This is a genomic window from Tenacibaculum sp. IMCC1, assembly GCF_054906355.1.
In genome coordinates this window covers 2355972-2375142 of the sequence record NZ_CM142818.1, presented here as the reverse complement: position 1 = coordinate 2375142, position 19171 = coordinate 2355972, and the positions used below count along the sequence as shown (strand labels likewise).

Sequence of the window (19171 nt, the reverse complement as noted above, 5' to 3'; positions counted from 1 at the left end):
TTTTTTTAACCCCTATATAATGACAAGTATGTCATTATGTATTTCATATGTTTTTAAGAATTTGTATCAAAAAAAGAATGATGCTGTCAAAAAAAGAGGTTACTTTAAAAAAGGTAGCACTTTGTGTAAAAGCTTTAAGAGAAGAATACCACATTACTTCAAGTGAATTTTATATTGATACTGGAATACACCTAGCTAGAATAGAACAAGGAAAAACAAATGTTACTATCACCACTCTTCAAAAAATATGCGACTATTTTAATATTACTTTATCTGACTTCTTTGTAATGCTCGAAGAAATTTAGTACACAAAACACATTGCTTAAGTCTATAGCTTCTTTTATCTTTGCTTTTCTTAAAAAATTAAAAAGATGTTACAGGTTCAGTTTATTAGAGAAAACAAACAAACTGTTTTAGACGGATTAGCAAAACGTAATTTTGCTAATGCCGAAACAATTATTGAAGAAGTATTAACTGCTGATGAAACGCGTAGAACTACACAAGTTTCTTTAGACACTATTTTAGCTGAATCTAACAAAATATCCAAAGAAATTGGCGGGCTTTTTAAGTCTGGTAAAGTTGAAGAAGCAAATCAACTAAAAGCAAAAACAGGTGAATTAAAAGAGCAATCTAAACAGTTAACAGAAGAATTAAATTCAGCTGCAGAGAAATTAAACGAATTATTATATCAAATCCCTAATATTCCTCACCCATCAGTAAAAGCAGGAAAGAATGAAGAAGATAATGAAGAAGTTTTTAAAGAAGGTATTGTTCCTAATTTAGGAGAAAATGCATTACCTCACTGGGAATTAGCGAAGAAATATGATATTATTGATTTTGATTTAGGTGCTAAAATTACGGGTGCAGGTTTTCCTGTTTATAAAGGAAAAGGAGCTCGTTTACAACGTGCTTTAATCAACTATTTTTTAGATAAAAATACCGCTGCTGGGTATAACGAAGTACAGGTTCCTCATTTAGTAAATGAAGCTTCTGGTTTTGGAACAGGACAATTACCTGACAAAGAAGGACAAATGTACCATGTAACTGGAGATAACTTATATTTGATTCCTACTGCTGAGGTTCCAATAACTAATATGTTTAGAGGCGATTTAGTTAAAGAGGCTGATTTACCTATTGCAGTTACAGGTTACACTCCTTGTTTTCGTCGAGAAGCAGGAAGTTATGGAGCGCATGTTCGTGGATTAAATCGTTTACATCAATTTGATAAAGTTGAGATTGTTCGTGTTGAGCACCCTGACAATTCATACAATGCTTTAAACGGAATGGTAGAACACATTAAAGATATTTTACGTGAGTTAAAATTACCATATCGTATTTTACGCTTATGTGGTGGAGATACAGGGTTTACTTCTGCCTTAACATTCGATTTTGAATTATACTCAACAGCACAAGAGCGTTGGTTAGAAATTAGTTCTGCTTCAAATTTTGAAACTTTTCAAGCAAACCGTTTAAAGTTACGCTTCAAAAATAAAGAAGGTAAAAGTCAATTAGTACATACACTAAATGGTAGTTCTTTAGCTTTACCTCGTGTATTAGCTGGTATTTTAGAAAACTACCAAACTGAAAATGGAATTAAAATTCCTGAAGTACTAGTTCCTTATTGTGGTTTTGATATAATTGATTAATCAATTATAATATAAAAAATGAAAAAACCCCAAGCCTCAATTACGATGCTTGGGATTTTTAATTAATCAATCCCCATTGAAAAAAATATGTTTAATTGGCAACTACTGCTACCATTAATCTCTTGTATTTATTCATTTCTAACAAAGCTTCAAAATACTGAGGTATTTGCCCTTTTCTCATAAATTCATTTGCATTCTGCTTTGCTAACTCATATTGTGTCGTAAAATTTCTCATAGTTTACACTGTTTAGTTGTTTTATTAATAAGACAAAGTTCGTGCCAAAATGTTACACTTCTATTTAAAAAAGCATCTCTTTTAATAGTATTTTAACAATTATGTTCTGTATTTTTGGTAGATAAAACCGCTCTTAGCTGAATTAAACATAAAGCAAAACGCTTAAACTTTTCCAAAATGAAGAAAATCATTATTCTATTTAATTTACTCATTTTAAGCTTATTTTGTCACGCACAACAAAATGAGTTTATTATTGCTGAAAATTATTTTAGAAATAATGAGTATGAAAAAGCCATTCAATTATACAAAAGGCTGTATGATCAAAGCCCCTATAATACAACCTATTTAAAAAAACTAATTACTTGTTATCAAGAAACAGAACAATTTATAGCTGCTGAAAATTTACTCACTCAAAAACTAAAAGAACGCCCCAATTTATCTTACTTATATGTAATTCTAGGTTATAATAGTGAACGACAAGAAAAAATAGAAGATGCTAATGAATACTATCAAAAAGCAATTGAGTCCATTAATAAAAAAGCTAATTATGGTTCTTTAATAGCTGGTTTATTTAAAAATTACAGCAAGTTAGATTTAGCTATTGAAGCTTTTAATAAAGTAATGGAAATTAACCCAAAAGCTAATTATGGATTTCAATTAGCACAAATTTATGGTGAAAAAGGAGATTTTGAACAAATGTTCAAGTCGTATATTGATTTGGTTGATAAAAACGAAGGCTACCTCAACAACGTAAAACGTTATACTGGTAAATATTTAACTGATGATAGCGAAGAGGAAAATAACATTTTGTTTAAAAAAGCACTATTACGAAAGTCAATAAGTAACCCTAAAGATATTTGGAACGATTTACTTTCTTGGTTATTTATTAGGCAAAAACAATACAGCAAAGCCCTTATTCAAAACAAAGCATTACTTGCAAGAAACCCTGATAATTTGGGTAAAATTAATGATTTAGGTAAAATAGCTTTAGAGAATAAAGACTATGAAACTGCAAAAGAGTGCTTTGATCTTATTATTGAGAAAACGAATTACCCAAGAGATAAGTTCAATGCCATAAACAACAACCTAAAAATAGCAATTGAGACAAAACAACCTGATGTAGAAGAGCGTTTTAATTCCATCTTCAAAGAATACGGAATTAACTCAAAAACACTTTTCACACAAATAGAGTATGCTAATTACTTAACCTTTACAAAAAACAATCCAGAAGAAGCATCTATCATTTTAAAGAATGCCTTAAACTTTACCAATTCAAAATTTATAAAAGCAACTATAAAACTTAAACTTGGTGATGTTTTTGTTTATATGGGTAAGTTTAACAAAGGGCTAATTTATTTTTCTCAAGTTCAAACACTGTTCAAAAATAATTACATAGGTCAAGAAGCCCGCTTTAAAGTAGCTCAAGCTTCCTACTTTAAAAATGATTTTACTTGGGCAAAAGCTCAACTAAAAGTTCTAAAAGGATCTGCTACACAGCTTATTGCCAATGATGCTGCCGATTTGTTCTTAACAATTTCAGATAACGAGCCTAAAGATAGCATTGGTACAGGTTTAAAAGAATATGCGAAAGCTGATTTATTAGCTTATCAAAATAAAAATGACGAAGCAATAGCTATTTTAAGTAATATAATTACTAATTACAGTGGGCAACCTATTGAAGATGAAGCCTTATTTAAACAAGCTCAATTATTTGTTAAAAAGAAACAATATGATAAGGCTATTTTAAATTACACTAAAATAATAGTCCTAGATAAAAAAGGCATTTACGTTGACGATGTATATTATCACATGGCTGAATTATATAATAACGAATTAAATAACTTAGAAAAGGCTAAAGAATACTATCAAAAGATTATTTTTGACCACCCGTCGAGTATCTACCTAGTAGAAGCTCGAAAAAAATTTAGAAAATTAAGAGGAGACGATATTTAATAAACCAAGTTTGAAAATTTATCAATTACTTTATTTTCAAACTTCCAAATTAAAAGAAATGTACATATACAACGTAACAATAAATATAGACGAAAGTATACATGCAGAATGGTTAACATGGATTGAAAGCCATATACCTGAAGTATTAGCTACAGGACACTTTTTAAGTGCTAAAATGACACAAGTGTTGGTTGAGGAAGAAATGGGAGGTATTACCTACTCTATTCAATATACCGCGAAAACACGTGAAGATTTAGATAATTATTATAAACATAGCGCAGACAAACTACGTAATGACGGATTAAAAAAGTTTGCTGATAAAATGCTTGCTTTTCGAACTGAATTGAAAATAGTAAATGAATTTTATCCTACAGTGAATAGTAATTAAAAATGCCTAAATTTTTATTCTATATAATATACTTATGTGCTTTTCTATCAATTATAGGTATTCTAAAAAATAGTTTATCTGCCATAGAAAAGAGTGATGCAGTAAGAATGCGTAATTGGCATAAAATCAAAGCTACCATAAAAAAAATTAGTCTTGAAGAGAAACCTGATTTTTCACTTGATAAAGAATTTCAAGATGTTTTTACTATTGATAAATGTGACCTTGTTTACAGCTATGTTATTGATGGTGAAAATTATGAAAGCTCTACTTTAGGAGTTAACAAAGAAGATTATAACTCTTCTTTCCAAAGAAACCTATATAATAAACTTCGAAATGTTAAACAGTTTTATATTTATGTTAATCCAAAAAAACCAACAGAAGTTTCTTTAGTTAAGAATAATTATGCTTACAATGAGTTAGGGAATTCTATAATATGTTTTTCTTTTTTTCTCATTTTATCATATCTAATTTATAGATTCAAGAAATACCCTCCTGATTATATCGCTAACCAAATTAAAATATTAAAAGTATGATTTTTGTTTTTATTGGTTTAGCCATATTCATATTAGGTATTATTTTAATATTAATTGATCACAGTGCAAAATATTGGAAAGAGACTTATGGTTATGTTACCAAGTCTGAACTAAATAGAAGTTATCACACTGATACGGATGGAAGTGATTATTATCACTATAGAGCTAGTGTAACATATGAGTATTTTATACCAAAAACTAACCGTAAATACGAAAGTTCTAAAATATTTCCTATTATTAGTTATCAAAGTAGCACAGACAAGCAAGAGCATATTAGTATAAAAAATAAATTAAGTATTGGAAAAAAAATATTGGTGTATTATAGCCCTTACAACAACAAGAAAGCCTGTTTGGTAGTTGGTAAAAATTTTCATTTAATGATTCTCCTATTTTTAGGATTAACTATTATTGGAATATCATCAGGGATTAAAATTAAGGAGATAGGAAAAAGCCAAAAAGAACTTTTCATTGATAAAATTGAAGTGATAAAATAAACTATGACCGTAAGAGCTAAAAAACATTTAGGACAGCATTTTTTAAACGATGAAAACATTGCAAAAAAAATAGCTGATACTTTAACTGAAAACGGATACAATAATGTATTAGAAATTGGTCCTGGAATGGGGGTTTTAACAAAGTATTTATTAGAAAAAAAAACTAAGGTTACCGTAATGGAACTAGATTCAGAATCGGTAACCTATTTACAAGAAACATTTCCTGTTGAACATATTAAGTTAGACACTTCAAAAGAGAAGTTTACCATTATTGAAGGTGATTTTTTAAAAAAAGACTTTACCAAAATATTTGATAAGCAACAAGTAGCCATTATTGGTAACTTTCCTTATAACATTTCTTCTCAAATCGTTTTTAAAGCTATTGAAAACCGCGAATTTGTTCCTGAGTTTTCAGGAATGTTTCAAAAGGAAGTTGCTCAACGAATTGCAGAAAAAGAAGGAAGCAAAACCTACGGAATACTCTCGGTATTAACACAAGCTTTTTACAATGCTGAATACTTATTTACCGTACCTCCTTCTGTATTCAATCCACCACCAAAAGTAGATTCTGGAGTTATTAGACTTATCAGAAAAGAGAACTATACACTTCCTGTTGATGAAAAATTATTTTTTAGAGTGGTAAAAACAGCTTTCAATCAACGAAGAAAAATGTTACGTTCCAGTTTAAAATCTTTTAATCTTTCGGATACCTTAAAAGAAGACCCTATATTTGCGATGCGTCCCGAACAATTATCGGTGCAAAAATTCATTGAGTTGACACAAAAAATAGCTCAAAATAATAGTTAAGAGTCCTTTTTAGACAAGAACAAGTCTTCTTTTTGAATTAGATTTCAACATATTCAAAACCTCGATAATCGAGCAAAATTGCAAGTAATGGCACTAGAAATCACAAAAGACTTATTAGAAAACGTAAAAGAACTGATTCAGCAACAAAAAGACACAGCTCTTTCTGAAGTTTTTTCAGATATTCACTATGCTGATATTGCTGAAGTTTTAGATGAACTCACTTTTGAAGAAGCAGTTTACATTATACGTTTATTAGATAGCGAAACAACTTCAGATGTATTAATGGAAGTTGATGAAGAGGTTCGTGAAAAAGTTTTTGAACAACTTTCTGCCAAAGAAATTGCCGAAGAGGTTAATGAACTTGATACCGATGATGCTGCCGATGTTATTGCCGAACTTCCTGAAGAGCGAAAACAAGCTGTTATTCAAAAAATTGAAGACAGAGAGCACGCTAAAGAAATTGTAGAGCTACTTCGTTATGATGAAGACTCTGCTGGAGGTTTAATGGCAAAAGAGCTTGTAAAAGTTAATGAGAATTGGAATGTGCTTACTTGTGTTAAAAAAATGCGACTGCAGGCAGAAGAGGTTACTAGAGTTCATTCTATTTATGTAGTTGATGATGAAGGTAAGCTAAAAGGACGTTTATCTTTGAAAGACTTGTTAATGGCGTCTACTCGTTCTAAAATTTCAGATGTCTACATTCCAAAAGTAGATTTTGTTCATGTACACGACGATGCCGAAGATGTAGCTAACATTATGCGTAAATATGACCTAGAAGCTATTCCTGTTGTGGATGAATTAGGTGTTTTGGTAGGTAGAATTACTATTGATGATATTGTTGATGTAATTAAAGAAGAAGCTGAAAAAGATTATCAATTAGCCGCAGGTATTACTCAAGATGTTGACTCCGAAGATAGCATTTTACAATTAACGCGAGCTCGATTACCATGGTTATTCTTAGGTTTAATTGGAGGTGTTGGAGCAGCAAGAATTATGGGTTTTTTTGAAGGTGCTTTAGAAGATAATGCTGTTCTCTTTATGTTTACACCTCTTATTGCTGCTATGGCTGGTAATGTAGGGGTACAATCTTCTGCCATTATTGTTCAAGGCTTAGCTAATGATGATGTAAAAGGAAGTGTTACTAATAGGTTATTAAAAGAAATGTCTTTAGCTGCTGTAAACGGACTTGTTTTAGCTATTATTTTGTTTTTCTTTATTTGGGTTTGGAAAGGAGACATAACAATTGCCTCTGCTATTTCATCTTCTTTATTTGCAGTAATTATTGTAGCTGGTTTAGTGGGTACTTTTATTCCTTTATTTTTAGATAAAAGAGGTATAGATCCAGCTATTGCTACAGGACCTTTTATTACAACAAGTAATGATATTTTTGGAATCTTAATCTACTTTTCAATAGCCAAAATAATTATTGGTTTTTAATCTATTGATTCTACTTTTTCTATCAGGTTATCAATCTTACTTTCAGGAATAAATCCTTTTAGCATTAATACAGCACCAAAAACAATTAACAATACTCCCATTCCTCGTTTTATTCGATAAATAACTAATGGAGTTAGCCTACTTTTTAATTGTTTAGCAAGTAATATTTTTCCTAAATCTGTAATTGCGTAGCCTGCTATCACAGTACCAAAATACCAAACTAAGTACTTAGGATTCATATCGTATGTTGGTCCTATAACCACGATTAAACCAAGCCAAAAGGCTAATACACCTATATTTATAAAATTTAGAAAAAAACCTTTAAAAAGAAGCTTTAAATAATTATTGCTTTCTGGTAAAACAACATCAGGAGCTTCTGCTTCTTTCTTATTATTTTTATCTAAATAAGTAATTAACCCATAAATAATAAGCACCAATCCTCCAATAAGAAACAAGCGTGGATCATCTTTTATTTTTTCCAACAGACTTCTACTTCCAAAATAGGCTATTAACATAAATGAAATATCACCTAAGATCACACCTATATCAAAGGCTATTGCCGCACGAGCACCTTTTAAAATACTTGTTTTAATGAGCATAAAAAATACTGGCCCTATCATAAAAGCCATGAAAACACCAACAAAGAAGGCGTTTTTAAAGTCGTAAAAATCCATTTTATAAAGTTACGGTTTTACTTATACATCATCAAAGTCTACTACAACTTTCTGCGTCGTAGGATGTGCTTGACAAGTAAGTATTAAACCTTCTTCTAACTCATCATCAGTTAAAATAGAGTTTTTGGTCATAACAGCTTTACCTTCTGTAACTTTTGCAATACAACTACTACAAACACCTCCTTGGCAAGAATAAGGAGCATCTAATTTATTTCGTAAACTTGCAGCTAAAATAGTATCTGTTTGCTTCATTGTAAAGCTAGTTTCTTCATCATCTAACACTACTTTAATTTCTGTTTCTCCTTCTTTTATTAAATCTGTATTTTCCTCAGCTGTTGAAGCTGTAAATAATTCAAAGTGAATAACGCTTTTTGATAACCCATTTTCTTTAAGTGTTTCAGAACCTATCGTAATCATTTCTTCTGGTCCACATAAAAAAGCTGCATCAAACACTACTTCTTTGTAAAGATTCTTTACAAAGTAATTTATGTGTCCTTTGTCAATTCTTCCAAACAATGTGTTCTCTTGACGCTCTCTACTATACACGTAATGTAAATTAAATCGATCAGGATACTCTTGTTGTAATAAATTTAAATCATTATAAAAAATAGTATCATTAATACTTTTGTTACCATAAACTAGCGTAAAGGTTGATGATGAATCTTCTAAAACGCTTTTAATCATCGATAATACAGGGGTAATACCACTACCTGCTGCAAAAGCAATATAATTTTTATTGTTTTCAGGAGTTAATATAAATTTTCCTTCAGGAACTGCTACTTCTAATTCATCTCCTTTTTTTAATTGAGTAGTTGCAAATGTTGAAAATTTCCCGTTTTCAACAGCTTTTACTGCTACTTTTAGTTGATTACTTTTCGGTGCAGCACATATAGAATAAGCTCTACGAACTTCTTCTCCTTTAATTATTGTTTTTAAAGTAATGTATTGTCCTGCTATAAATTGAAACTTGCTTTTTAAATCTGCAGGAACATTAAAAAGTATTGAAACAGCATCTTTTGTTTCTTTTATTATTTCTTCTATTGTTAATTTATAAAAAGTACTCATGTAGTCTAATTTGAACAGCAAAAATAACAAACTCAACACGAACAAAAGTTAGGGTTTTACAAAAAGTACATCTAAGATTTTTATACATAAGTAAATTATGTATATTTGTATACCTAAAAATCTTAGGTATAAGAAAACTCATAATCATGGGAAATCAAAAACTATATAAAGGATCATTACAAACTATTATTTTAAAATTATTAGCTCAAAATGATAAAATGTACGGGTATGAAATAACACAAAAAGTAAAAGAGCTTACCAAAGGTGAATTAAAAATTACTGAAGGAGCTTTATACCCAGCTTTACATAAATTAGAAGCTGAAGGTTTGTTGGATGTTGAAGTTACTAAAGTTGGTAATCGCTTACGTAAATATTATAAACTCACGGAAAGTGGCACGAAAGAAACAGTTAATCGTCTTTCTGAAATGCAAGAGTTTTTAAACACCATGCAACAATTGGTAAATCCTAAGTTTAGTTTGGAGTAATTTTTTTAGCTATGGAATTAACAAAAGAACAAATTAAAAGAATAGATATCTTCTTAGAAGGAATAGGAATTGAATATATCGAGATCCGTTTTGAAATGGTAGATCATATTGCTACTGAAATTGAAAGTACAGTTGAAGATACGAATGCTTTTTTTGAAGGCAAAGGTTTTCAAGTACCTTTTATAAAGTATATGTTGAGCAGAAAAAAAGCTCTAAAAAACCGATATGAAAAACAAACTAAAAAATTACATTGGTATTATACTAAAACTATTTTAAAAGACATCTTAAAAAAAGTCATATATCCTAAAAATGTACTCGTTATACTTTTCTTTTTGTTTATATGCTTCTTTTTTGGTCCTAAATATGTTAAAGAAACTTCTGTTTTTATTTTTAGTTCATTAATGCTAAATCTTGTATATACGTCATATGCTTCCCATAATTTCACAAAGAAATATAAGCTTCTTAAAATTGTAAAAACTTACTCTTTTGTAAGCTCATTTGTTATTATTATTGCTTTAAACTTTCCTAATTTTTTAGATGTTTTTTATAATGGTAATTATCAAAAAAGTGCTATATATGTTTATCTAACTGCTTTTGTTTTTAATTACTTACTCTCTCAAAGTTTTCTAGAAAAAAGAGATTTTATTGAAAAAAAATATCAGTATTTAATTCAATAGCTATGCAACTAACCGACCAACATATAAAACATTTGTACAAGTTTACACGTCAACACTTTGTTGAGCATTATGATGTCCAAACAGAACTGGTAGATCATCTAGCCAACGATATTGAACAAATTTGGGAAGAAAATCCAACACTAACTTTTGAGCAAGCTCGCGATAAATCGTTTAAAAAATTTGGTGTGTTTGGATTTATGAATGTAGTAGAAGAAAAGCAAAAACAAATGAATAAAAAATATTTTCTAATTATTTTAGGTTTTGTAAAACAGTGGTTTTCTATTCCTAAAATAGTATTAACATTCTCAATGTTTTATTGCTTTTATCTTTTATTACAGTTTTCTTTTTCTAAAAATTTATTTAATGGATTTTTCTTTATAGTTATCCTAATAGAGTTTTTTATGTTGTTCAAAAAAAGGAAAAAATTAAATGTAAAATTCAAAAAAACAGGAAAAAAATGGATGTTGGAGGGTATTATACAAACTCAAAATCATGGAAATGTTGTATTTCTATTATTTTACATTTTTCAATTTATAACTCCTAGTTCATATGAAAACCTAAGTGGGTTTACTTCTGTAATCATAGCTTTTGTTACTACACTAGCAATTATTATTGGTTACATAAGTTTAATAATCATACCCAATAAAGCTAAAAAACTTCTCGAAGAACAGTATCCAGAATATAAATTTACCAACAATTAAAAATTTAAGAATTAAATAATACAAAAATCTAACCTATTTTTTCCCTTCAACAACAATAACAATTTCACCTTTAGCAGGTTTTTCAGTATAATATGATAGCACTTCTTTTACACTTCCTCGTTTGGTTTCTTCAAACAATTTTGTCAATTCTCTAGAAACAGATATTTGTCTGTCCTCTCCAAAATATTCAGCAAAATTTGCTAACGTTTTTAATAATTTATGCGGACTCTCATAAAAAATCATAGTACGTGTTTCTTCTGCTAAGAATTGTAAACGTGTTTGACGTCCTTTTTTTACAGGTAAAAAGCCTTCAAAAACAAATTTATCATTCGGTAAACCAGAGTTTACCAGTGCAGGTATAAAAGCGGTCGCTCCTGGTAAGCATTCCACCTCTATATCGTTTTGTACACAAGCTCTGGTAAGTAAAAAACCAGGATCTGAAATTGCAGGAGTTCCTGCATCTGAAATTAAAGCAAAAGTTTCACCACTCTGCAAACGTTTTACAATCGTTTCAACCGTTTTGTGTTCATTATGCATATGATGAGATTGCATAGGTGTAGCAATATCATAGTGCTTTAACAACTTCCCACTTGTACGTGTATCTTCCGCCAAAATATAGTCTACTTCTTTTAAAATATTGAGTGCTCTTAGCGTAATATCTTCTAAATTTCCAATCGGTGTAGGTACCAAATACAGTTTACTCATACAACAAAGCTACAACAAAGTTTTCTTACATTTGTCCTATGCCAAAAAAGCTGTTAAAAAATATTGATTTTCCTTCGGATGTAAGGAAATTAACACCTGAAAACCTACCGCAACTAGCAAAGGAATTGCGTGAGTTTATTATTGATGTGGTTTCCACAAAAGAAGGGCATTTAGGTGCAAGCTTAGGTGTGGTTGAACTAACCATAGCGCTTCATTATTTATTTGATACTCCTAACGATTTGCTAGTTTGGGATGTAGGACATCAAGCATATGGACATAAAATTTTAACAGGAAGAAAAGACGTTTTTCATACCAATCGTCAATTTGGCGGAGTTTCAGGATTTCCTAAACGCTCAGAAAGTGAGTACGACACTTTTGGTGTAGGACATTCTTCTACTGCTATTTCAGCTGCTTTAGGAATGGCAATTGCCTCAAAATTACAAGACATTGAAAAGCATCATATTGCGGTGATTGGTGATGCCTCTATCGCAAGTGGAATGGCTTTTGAAGCGTTAAACCATGCAGGAGACACTAATGCTAATTTGTTGGTTATTCTCAATGATAATGCGATTGGAATTGATCCATCGGTAGGTGCGTTAAAAGATTATCTAACAAAAATCAAAGCCCCTCGATTAGAGATTGAACAGCATAATATTTTTGAAGCATTAAACTTCGATTATTCAGGGCCTATAGACGGACATAATTTTGAAGAGTTACTACGTGAACTAGATCGATTAAAAAAGATTCAAGGTCCGAAATTTTTACACGTAATTACTACCAAAGGGAAAGGGTTACGACAAGCAGAACAAGATCAAGTAAGATATCACGCTCCAGGAAAATTTGATAAAGTTTCCGGGGATGTATTACCTAAAAAAGAAAGTAAATACACCAAATTTCAAGATGTTTTTGGAAAAACCATTGTTGAACTAGCACAACAAAACGAAAAAATCGTAGGCATTACGCCTGCTATGTTAACTGGAAGTTCGTTAAAATTTATGATGCAAGAGTTTCCTGATAGAACATTTGATGTAGGTATTGCTGAACAACATGCTGTAACCTTAGCTGCAGGTATGGCTACTCAAGGATTGGTTCCTTTTTGTAATATTTATTCTACCTTTTTACAACGGGCTTACGACCAAGTAATTCACGATGTAGCTCTACAAAACTTACCTGTAATTTTCTGTTTAGACAGAGCTGGATTAGTAGGTGAAGACGGAGCAACACATCATGGTGTTTTTGATTTGGCATATTTACGTTGTATACCTAACCTAATTATATTTGCTCCTCGTAACGAAATTGAGTTGCGTAATATGATGTTTACCGCTCAACAAGGGTTAGAGCATCCAGTTGCAATTCGTTATCCAAGAGGTAAGGGAAAACTAGAACAATGGCAGCTTCCTTTTGAAAACATTGAAATTGGAAAAGGAGCTTGTTTAAAAGAAGGAAATCAAGTAGCTGTGTTGTCTGTAGGAACTATTGCTGATAATATTTCTGAAGCGATTAATCAACTTGAAAATAAAGAATTGGTTGCGCATTACGATTTACGCTTTGTAAAACCTTTAGACATTCAACTTTTAGATACTATTTTCAACAAATTTGATACCATTATCACTGTTGAGGATGGCACTATCAAAGGTGGATTTGGAAGTGAAGTATTAGAGTATGCTTCAGAAGTAAACTATCAAGGAAAAATGAAACTATTAGGAATTCCTGATGAGTTTATACATCACGGTACGATTCAACAATTACAAGAAGTTTGTGGAATCGACACCAACTCTATTCAAAAAATAATTCAAGATTTGTTATAAAAAAAAAAGCGAACCAAGTTGGTTCGCTTTTTATTGTTATGTAAATTTAGAAACCTCCAGAACCTATACCTCCATCGCAGTCTTCTGCATACAATATAAATTTTTCTACTCTTGAACCTGCAACATTAGTTGTAGTTAATGTTACTGTATATGTTCCAGGTTGACTAACTGTCACTATTGCAGAATTACCTGATGGAAACACTTTTCCTTGGTTTCCCCCTGGACTTATTTGCCAATTATAACTAGCACACCTTTCATAAGGAACCGATAATTCATTATTTATTGTCGTTGTACAAATATAATTACTCCCTAAATTTCCTTCTGAATAACCAGATGGAACTGGTGAACCAAATTGTGAATAAATAGGGTAAGCCAAAGGTGGAGTGGGATAAACACTACAATCACAATCAAAACGTGCATCTGTTAAAGTAAATCTTTCATCACAATCTCCGAATACCACTTTAATCTCTGCTTGGGTAAACGCTTGGGTAAAATATAATGTAACAGATTTTTGATTGGAAGCTCCAATTATTTGTACATTATTACCACTTTGTATATACCATTGATATGACGAATGATTTTCGACAACTGTATAGGTTCTATACTCTCCTCGATACAGTTTACTCTCATTATCTACATCTATATAAGAGCAATTACCACTTTTAGAAACTAAAGTATTTTCATCCTTTAACTTTTCAACAGCATTCTGAGGTAGTTCATTACCAAAAGGCTCTTCCGTTTGACATGAAAAAAGAAAAATAGAGAATAAATGCGAAATTTTTAAAATTCGTTTTCATAATAATTTTTTTAATTTATACTGGAACTAATATATTGAAAAATAACTAATTAACAAGTTATTTTTCATCTAAACTTTTTATTTATCTCTTCATTATCTTTTCAGAAAGTTTCTTTAGTCCTAATTCATCATATATTTCAACAATATAAATTGAGTTATTTGAAATTGTAGAAACATCTATTGAGTTATTAATTACAGGTATTTCTATTACTTTTCTTCCTGATACGTCTACTATTTTTGCAATCCATAAAAATGTATTCTTTCCTCCTTTAATATAAATCTTATCAACAGCTGGGTTTGGATAAATACTCATTTCTGAATTGTTTGTTTCTTCTGTTTTTTTACTTCTTAATTGCTCCTTTGCAGCAGTAGAAGTATTCAAACAAACTTGTTTGGTTTCAGATGAGCCAAAACTTCCTCCTGAAGCTAATACGTCACCTTTGCTATTTGTTATTTCATATGAACCACTTCCATAACTGCAACATATACCATCACCATATTCGTCATTAATTGTAAAATCATAACATCCTACAGGTATACATTTTGACACAGTAATAGACTCTCCATTTCCTTGAGTATAATCACCTCCGCTTATCACTGTTTGTCCATTGTTATCCTTCAAGGTCCAAGAAGTTTCGTAAGAATATTTATCAAAAGTAATTGTTACGTTTATATCCTCACATTCTGGAATCTCTCCTCCACCATTATCAGGAGATCCTGTACTATAAGTAACCATCAATTTTGGAGCACTAGCACTACTTCCATCATATGATTCTGTCGTTCGTTCACCTGTTCCAGAAATATAAAACATCATAGAGTTACCAGAACTCCAATTGGACTTGTTCACAACGTATTGTACCAGTGATTTTAAATCAGGAGTTCTTTGTGCTGTTCCAGATGCTCCAACAGAACTCCAAGAACTAGGATTCCAAGCAACCGATTGACTGTAATAACTTCTTGAAGTTATATTATAGCTTTGAGAAGTAATATCTGGTGCATTTGACGAATCTTGAATTTTGATTGTTAATGATGTGCTTCCTGAATTTGTTTCATCTGTTGTAAATTGTATATACGCATTCGTTATCGTAGCATTTGCAGGTATATTTAAGTTTCTAAATAGCATTCCTACATGCTGGTTTCCTTTTGAGCTTCCATCATAAACCAATTCTAAATCAGAACTGTTCATATACATTTGCCCTGACGACTCGTATTGTTCAGCATCATCATTGGTACTATTGATTGTTGAAGTAACTGTTTTAGAAACATTTCCTACAAAAACTGAAACTTCTTCAGAAGTAGTTTCATATCTATCATTATCTGTTGCTATTACTTTCAGAATATATGATTGGTTATCATTTGTTGGTGTCCAGTTATAAGAATAAGGAGCACTCATATCAGTCCCTAATAACGAATTGTTTACATAAAATTTAACACTTGAAATAGTTCCATCACTATCGGTTGCAGTAGCAGAAATTGTTACTGGAGTGTTTACGGTATGTGATGAGCCTGATGATGGACTTGTAATTGCAACTTCTGGATAGCTAACGTTACTACTTATAATTGTTACCACACTACCATTAGATGGGCTCCATATATCTAAATTAGAAGGTATTGTGAATGGGTTTTGATTTGAAACTGAACCTACACTACTCGCATTATCTACCTTAATCGTTCTAACCTCTATTTTAGATTCTTCAACAAAAATCCATTTAAATTGATTAAAGGTACTCGCATCTCTCGTCCAGTTTTTTGAATCATTGGATGAACGTAAAGGAGCACCCCAGCAACCTTCTCCTACATAAACGGTTCCGTTTACATCATCTCTAACAAAACCATCATCGCAATTACTTCCGCTGGAACAAGGTTTTACTGGCCATGTAGTTTTTACTGTATGAGAATCTGATTCAAATACTAAATTCACTCCTTTGTCATAAAATAATTGAGCCCAACTTGAATACTCATCATTACCTTCTGATTTTGATGATACGTGTGGACGCATCGGTTTATGGTATTGAGCCGACTTCCAAATAGAGTTATTAGCATTCAACTTTTGACTTAGCCATGAATACTGACTCCCTCCTGCAGAAATCTCAGAGTTCAATGTATAAATTGTATACAAGTTATTTCCAAATGTGATATCGTAATAAACACTCGTTGAAGGAACATTAAACAAGTTATAAATACTATTATTTGAGCCTTCGTGATTTCCTCTTGTTGGTACAATAGGAAACATTCTTCCGTCACTTGCTGTTGTGTATTGCCAATCGTTAAACCAATCTTGCCATTCAGAGCTAGAGTCTCCATTAGTCATATCTCCTCCAAAAAACACTGCAGTTGGTTTTAATTTAGAAACTAATAAGTTAGCATCTCTTCTCGGTGTTCTATTGTTTCTTGAATCTCCTCCTGCAATAAACGACATTTTATCATTGGTGCTTGGAGCTGTTTTAAACCAGAATCGACTACTCACTCCTTGGCTATCTTTAATTACAAAATAATAGTTTGTGTTAGGACTCAAACCCGTTAGTTTAGCAAAAGTATTACTCATTCCTTTATAAGAAACTGAGCGGTCTACAGGTTTGGAATTTGAATAATTTGACCAGTTAGTTCCATTATCAGTCGTTCCATAATATACAATTGGGTTAGATCCTGAAATTTGGTTCCAACCAATCATTATAGTTGTTGCTGGATTTTCTGTGATGATTAATCGGTACTTATCGTTAGAACCATAAGTACTAAGGACTGCTAAAAATAACAGTGTTAAAATAATTTTTTTCATCGTGAGGGGGCTTTTAAGTTTACTAGTTAGTTATCACAAATATATTTTTTACCTTTCAAATTAATCGTTTGTTTTTATTAAAATTAATTATATAATAACCTGACTAACATTAACCTAACTGTTATTTTATAGTTTACTAATCTTATTTTAACAAACTACATATCCTCTATTTTTACTTTTGTTTAAACCTTACTTTATGAGTACTAAAACCCTTCTTTCTTTTTTAAAAATTTCTTCTTTTTTTATTTTTTTCGGTAGAGCTTACCAGCATTTATTTTGGGATGCTCCATACAGAAGTTTCTTTTGGGACCAACACTTATTAGAACCTGTGATTAATTTTGTTTTCGACATTAGTTGGCAGTCGTATGTTACAAACCTAAATACAGATTTAGCTATCCAAATTTTAACTAGAAGTATTGGTGTTTTATACTTAGTATGTGCAATCATTTCAATAATAATAAATGAAAATTCAAAAAAATGGATGCGTTGTATCTTAAAATTAGGTGCAGTAAGTTTAATTTTTTTAGCTTTAATGATTACCAAGAATAAGTTTTTTCACCTTATAATGTTTTTTGAGCACACTATTCAGTTTGGAGTTCCTATTGCTTTATTATATTTCTTAAAACACAAAAACGCACTTCTTTTACTTTTTTATCTTAAAGTTTTTATCGCCCTAGCTTTTATATGTCATGGAATGTACGCTATTGGTATTTTTTATCCATTACCTGGTAATTTTGTTACTATGACCTTAAACATCTTACCTGTACAACAAGAAGAAATGGCTAAAAACCTATTATTCGTAGCTGGTGTTTTAGATTTTATCATTGCTATTGCTATATTTATCCCCAAACTTTCAAAACCAGTCCTGTTATATGCTTGTTTTTGGGGGGGTGTAACTGCTTTGGCTAGAATTTTTAGCGCTTTTCACTATGATTTTTCTTTGAGTATTATGCACCAATACTTATACTTAACAATATATAGGCTTCCTCACGGGTTGATTCCTTTATTAGTATACTTATATCTATATAAGAATAGCTTAGAAAACAAAAAGGTCAAAACTTAAATAAGCTTTGACCTTTTAAATGATTGAAAATATTATTCTAGTTATTTAAAGCTTCTGCCCCACCAACTATTTCTAAAATCTCGTTTGTAATTGCAGCTTGACGTGCTTTGTTATAAGTTAATAATAACTCATCACGTAATTCTGTTGCATTATCTGTTGCTTTATGCATTGCAGTCATACGAGCACCGTGTTCAGCAGCAAATGAATCACGAATTGCTTTGTATAATTGCGTTTTTAATGACTTAGGAATTAACTCTAAAATAATTTCTTCTTTAGAAGGCTCAAAAATATAATCTAAATTAGCATTTGTTTCTCCTTCTATAGGTTGAATTGGCAAGAATTGTTCTACTTGTGGTATTTGAGTCGCTGCATTTTTAAATCTGTTGTAAATGATTTCTATTTTATCGTAAGAACCATCTACAAATAAATTCATTAACTGTTCAGCAACTTCAGCAACGTTATCAAAAGTTAAGTTATCAAAAATATCGTTTCTATTTTCTACAACGGTGTAATCTTTTGATAGAATATCGTTTCCTTTTTTACCAATTGTTAATAATTCAACAGCAGTATTATTATATTTCTCGTTAATTGTTTTAACTGTTTCTTTAATGATAGATGAGTTAAAACCTCCACATAAACCTCTGTTTGAAGTTATAGTAACTAACAATACTTTATTTACTTCTCTTTCTGTTGAATATACTCCACCTGCATCGCTATCTAATGTAGCACTTAAGCTTTGTAATAATTCGGTAAGCTTAGATGAATACGGACGCATTGCTGTAATTGCATCTTGAGCTTTTTTCAACTTTGCAGCCGATACCATTTTCATGGCAGAGGTAATCTGCATTGTTGATTTAATCGAAGTAATTCTGTTACGTATTTCTTTTAAGTTTGCCATTTAATTGAACTTAAAATTTATAAAACCCCC

Annotated in this window: 20 protein-coding genes; 13 read left to right on the top strand and 7 right to left on the bottom strand. The window is 30.9% G+C overall.

Features of this window, described 5'->3' with window-relative positions; all coding sequences use genetic code 11:
- Positions 1–77: 77 nt before the first annotated feature.
- The gene (locus ACXIHB_RS11135) at positions 78–305 is read left to right on the top strand and encodes a helix-turn-helix domain-containing protein (RefSeq protein ID WP_047788168.1); all 228 of its coding nucleotides are present in this window, start codon (positions 78–80) and stop codon (positions 303–305) included.
- Positions 306–371: 66 nt separating this feature from the next.
- Positions 372–1646, top strand: coding sequence for a serine--tRNA ligase (gene serS, locus ACXIHB_RS11130; protein WP_462098263.1), 1275 nt, complete (start codon positions 372–374; stop codon positions 1644–1646).
- A 91-nt stretch (positions 1647–1737) separates the two neighbouring features.
- On the opposite strand, the gene ACXIHB_RS11125 is transcribed toward serS, so the two are convergent.
- Complete coding sequence (locus ACXIHB_RS11125; RefSeq protein WP_164505161.1) at positions 1738–1881, bottom strand: hypothetical protein; 144 nt, start codon at positions 1879–1881, stop codon at positions 1738–1740.
- Between the two features lie 177 nt (positions 1882–2058).
- On the opposite strand from ACXIHB_RS11125, the gene ACXIHB_RS11120 reads away from it, so the two are divergent.
- From ACXIHB_RS11120 to mgtE, 6 genes are all read left to right on the top strand, one after another.
- Positions 2059–3834, top strand: coding sequence for a tetratricopeptide repeat protein (locus tag ACXIHB_RS11120; protein ID WP_281979547.1), 1776 nt, complete (start codon positions 2059–2061; stop codon positions 3832–3834).
- A gap of 58 nt (positions 3835–3892) precedes the next feature.
- A complete protein-coding gene (locus tag ACXIHB_RS11115; RefSeq protein ID WP_167712536.1) occupies positions 3893–4222 on the top strand; it encodes a DUF4286 family protein in 330 nt (109 codons plus the stop codon).
- Between the two features lie 2 nt (positions 4223–4224).
- A complete protein-coding gene (locus ACXIHB_RS11110; RefSeq protein ID WP_462098262.1) occupies positions 4225–4755 on the top strand; it encodes a hypothetical protein in 531 nt (176 codons plus the stop codon).
- Positions 4752–5249 (top strand): DUF3592 domain-containing protein, encoded by a 498-nt coding sequence (locus tag ACXIHB_RS11105; RefSeq protein ID WP_462098261.1) that lies wholly within the window; start codon positions 4752–4754, stop codon positions 5247–5249. The genes ACXIHB_RS11110 and ACXIHB_RS11105 overlap by 4 nt, the downstream gene beginning before the upstream one ends.
- Positions 5250–5252: 3 nt before the next feature.
- Positions 5253–6056 carry a 16S rRNA (adenine(1518)-N(6)/adenine(1519)-N(6))-dimethyltransferase RsmA gene (rsmA, locus tag ACXIHB_RS11100; RefSeq protein WP_047788163.1) on the top strand — a complete coding sequence of 268 codons (804 nt, stop codon included), beginning with the start codon at positions 5253–5255 and terminating at the stop codon, positions 6054–6056.
- A gap of 87 nt (positions 6057–6143) precedes the next feature.
- A complete protein-coding gene (gene mgtE, locus ACXIHB_RS11095) occupies positions 6144–7493 on the top strand; it encodes a magnesium transporter (RefSeq protein WP_462098260.1) in 1350 nt (449 codons plus the stop codon).
- On the opposite strand, the gene ACXIHB_RS11090 is transcribed toward mgtE, so the two are convergent.
- Complete coding sequence (locus ACXIHB_RS11090) at positions 7490–8167, bottom strand: LysE family translocator (RefSeq protein ID WP_047788161.1); 678 nt, start codon at positions 8165–8167, stop codon at positions 7490–7492. The two genes, mgtE and ACXIHB_RS11090, sit on opposite strands and share 4 nt — an antisense overlap.
- Positions 8168–8188: 21 nt before the next feature.
- A complete protein-coding gene (locus tag ACXIHB_RS11085) occupies positions 8189–9232 on the bottom strand; it encodes a 2Fe-2S iron-sulfur cluster-binding protein (protein WP_462098259.1) in 1044 nt (347 codons plus the stop codon).
- Between the two features lie 146 nt (positions 9233–9378).
- On the opposite strand from ACXIHB_RS11085, the gene ACXIHB_RS11080 reads away from it, so the two are divergent.
- Genes ACXIHB_RS11080 through ACXIHB_RS11070 form a run of 3 tightly spaced genes read left to right on the top strand, consistent with a single transcriptional unit; the run spans position 9379 to position 11095 of the window.
- Complete coding sequence (locus tag ACXIHB_RS11080) at positions 9379–9717, top strand: PadR family transcriptional regulator (RefSeq protein WP_167712537.1); 339 nt, start codon at positions 9379–9381, stop codon at positions 9715–9717.
- 11 nt (positions 9718–9728) lie between these two features.
- Positions 9729–10394, top strand: coding sequence for a hypothetical protein (locus ACXIHB_RS11075; protein ID WP_462098258.1), 666 nt, complete (start codon positions 9729–9731; stop codon positions 10392–10394).
- Positions 10395–10396: 2 nt separating this feature from the next.
- Positions 10397–11095 (top strand): hypothetical protein, encoded by a 699-nt coding sequence (locus ACXIHB_RS11070; protein WP_462098257.1) that lies wholly within the window; start codon positions 10397–10399, stop codon positions 11093–11095.
- 33 nt (positions 11096–11128) lie between these two features.
- Here ACXIHB_RS11070 and rsmI read toward each other — a convergent pair whose 3' ends face one another.
- Positions 11129–11800 carry a 16S rRNA (cytidine(1402)-2'-O)-methyltransferase gene (rsmI, locus tag ACXIHB_RS11065; RefSeq protein ID WP_159610718.1) on the bottom strand — a complete coding sequence of 224 codons (672 nt, stop codon included), beginning with the start codon at positions 11798–11800 and terminating at the stop codon, positions 11129–11131.
- A gap of 38 nt (positions 11801–11838) precedes the next feature.
- Here rsmI and dxs point away from each other — a divergent pair, with 38 nt between their 5' ends.
- Positions 11839–13608, top strand: coding sequence for a 1-deoxy-D-xylulose-5-phosphate synthase (gene dxs, locus ACXIHB_RS11060; RefSeq protein ID WP_462098256.1), 1770 nt, complete (start codon positions 11839–11841; stop codon positions 13606–13608).
- Between the two features lie 46 nt (positions 13609–13654).
- Here the strand turns inward: dxs and ACXIHB_RS11055 are convergent, their stop codons facing one another.
- Positions 13655–14068 (bottom strand): PKD domain-containing protein, encoded by a 414-nt coding sequence (locus tag ACXIHB_RS11055; protein WP_462098255.1) that lies wholly within the window; start codon positions 14066–14068, stop codon positions 13655–13657.
- A gap of 418 nt (positions 14069–14486) precedes the next feature.
- Positions 14487–17180, bottom strand: a complete 2694-nt coding sequence (locus ACXIHB_RS11050) for an Ig-like domain-containing protein (RefSeq protein WP_462098254.1) — start codon at positions 17178–17180, stop codon at positions 14487–14489.
- 196 nt (positions 17181–17376) lie between these two features.
- On the opposite strand from ACXIHB_RS11050, the gene ACXIHB_RS11045 reads away from it, so the two are divergent.
- Positions 17377–18243, top strand: coding sequence for a hypothetical protein (locus tag ACXIHB_RS11045; RefSeq protein WP_462098253.1), 867 nt, complete (start codon positions 17377–17379; stop codon positions 18241–18243).
- A 37-nt stretch (positions 18244–18280) separates the two neighbouring features.
- Here ACXIHB_RS11045 and atpG read toward each other — a convergent pair whose 3' ends face one another.
- The gene (atpG, locus tag ACXIHB_RS11040; RefSeq protein ID WP_047788152.1) at positions 18281–19141 is read right to left on the bottom strand and encodes an ATP synthase F1 subunit gamma; all 861 of its coding nucleotides are present in this window, start codon (positions 19139–19141) and stop codon (positions 18281–18283) included.
- Between the last annotated feature and the right edge of the window lie 30 nt (positions 19142–19171).

Bases quoted from the DNA above. Each gene is read 5' to 3' on its own strand.
- ACXIHB_RS11135 (WP_047788168.1), top strand. From the start codon at position 78: ATGATGCTGTCAAAAAAAGAGGTTACTTTAAAAAAGGTAGCACTTTGT.
- serS (WP_462098263.1), top strand. From the start codon at position 372: ATGTTACAGGTTCAGTTTATTAGAGAAAACAAACAAACTGTTTTAGAC.
- ACXIHB_RS11125 (WP_164505161.1), bottom strand. From the start codon at position 1,881: ATGAGAAATTTTACGACACAATATGAGTTAGCAAAGCAGAATGCAAAT.
- ACXIHB_RS11120 (WP_281979547.1), top strand. From the start codon at position 2,059: ATGAAGAAAATCATTATTCTATTTAATTTACTCATTTTAAGCTTATTT.
- ACXIHB_RS11115 (WP_167712536.1), top strand. From the start codon at position 3,893: ATGTACATATACAACGTAACAATAAATATAGACGAAAGTATACATGCA.
- ACXIHB_RS11110 (WP_462098262.1), top strand. From the start codon at position 4,225: ATGCCTAAATTTTTATTCTATATAATATACTTATGTGCTTTTCTATCA.
- ACXIHB_RS11105 (WP_462098261.1), top strand. From the start codon at position 4,752: ATGATTTTTGTTTTTATTGGTTTAGCCATATTCATATTAGGTATTATT.
- rsmA (WP_047788163.1), top strand. From the start codon at position 5,253: ATGACCGTAAGAGCTAAAAAACATTTAGGACAGCATTTTTTAAACGAT.
- mgtE (WP_462098260.1), top strand. From the start codon at position 6,144: ATGGCACTAGAAATCACAAAAGACTTATTAGAAAACGTAAAAGAACTG.
- ACXIHB_RS11090 (WP_047788161.1), bottom strand. From the start codon at position 8,167: ATGGATTTTTACGACTTTAAAAACGCCTTCTTTGTTGGTGTTTTCATG.
- ACXIHB_RS11085 (WP_462098259.1), bottom strand. From the start codon at position 9,232: ATGAGTACTTTTTATAAATTAACAATAGAAGAAATAATAAAAGAAACA.
- ACXIHB_RS11080 (WP_167712537.1), top strand. From the start codon at position 9,379: ATGGGAAATCAAAAACTATATAAAGGATCATTACAAACTATTATTTTA.
- ACXIHB_RS11075 (WP_462098258.1), top strand. From the start codon at position 9,729: ATGGAATTAACAAAAGAACAAATTAAAAGAATAGATATCTTCTTAGAA.
- ACXIHB_RS11070 (WP_462098257.1), top strand. From the start codon at position 10,397: ATGCAACTAACCGACCAACATATAAAACATTTGTACAAGTTTACACGT.
- rsmI (WP_159610718.1), bottom strand. From the start codon at position 11,800: ATGAGTAAACTGTATTTGGTACCTACACCGATTGGAAATTTAGAAGAT.
- dxs (WP_462098256.1), top strand. From the start codon at position 11,839: ATGCCAAAAAAGCTGTTAAAAAATATTGATTTTCCTTCGGATGTAAGG.
- ACXIHB_RS11050 (WP_462098254.1), bottom strand. From the start codon at position 17,180: ATGAAAAAAATTATTTTAACACTGTTATTTTTAGCAGTCCTTAGTACT.
- ACXIHB_RS11045 (WP_462098253.1), top strand. From the start codon at position 17,377: ATGAGTACTAAAACCCTTCTTTCTTTTTTAAAAATTTCTTCTTTTTTT.
- atpG (WP_047788152.1), bottom strand. From the start codon at position 19,141: ATGGCAAACTTAAAAGAAATACGTAACAGAATTACTTCGATTAAATCA.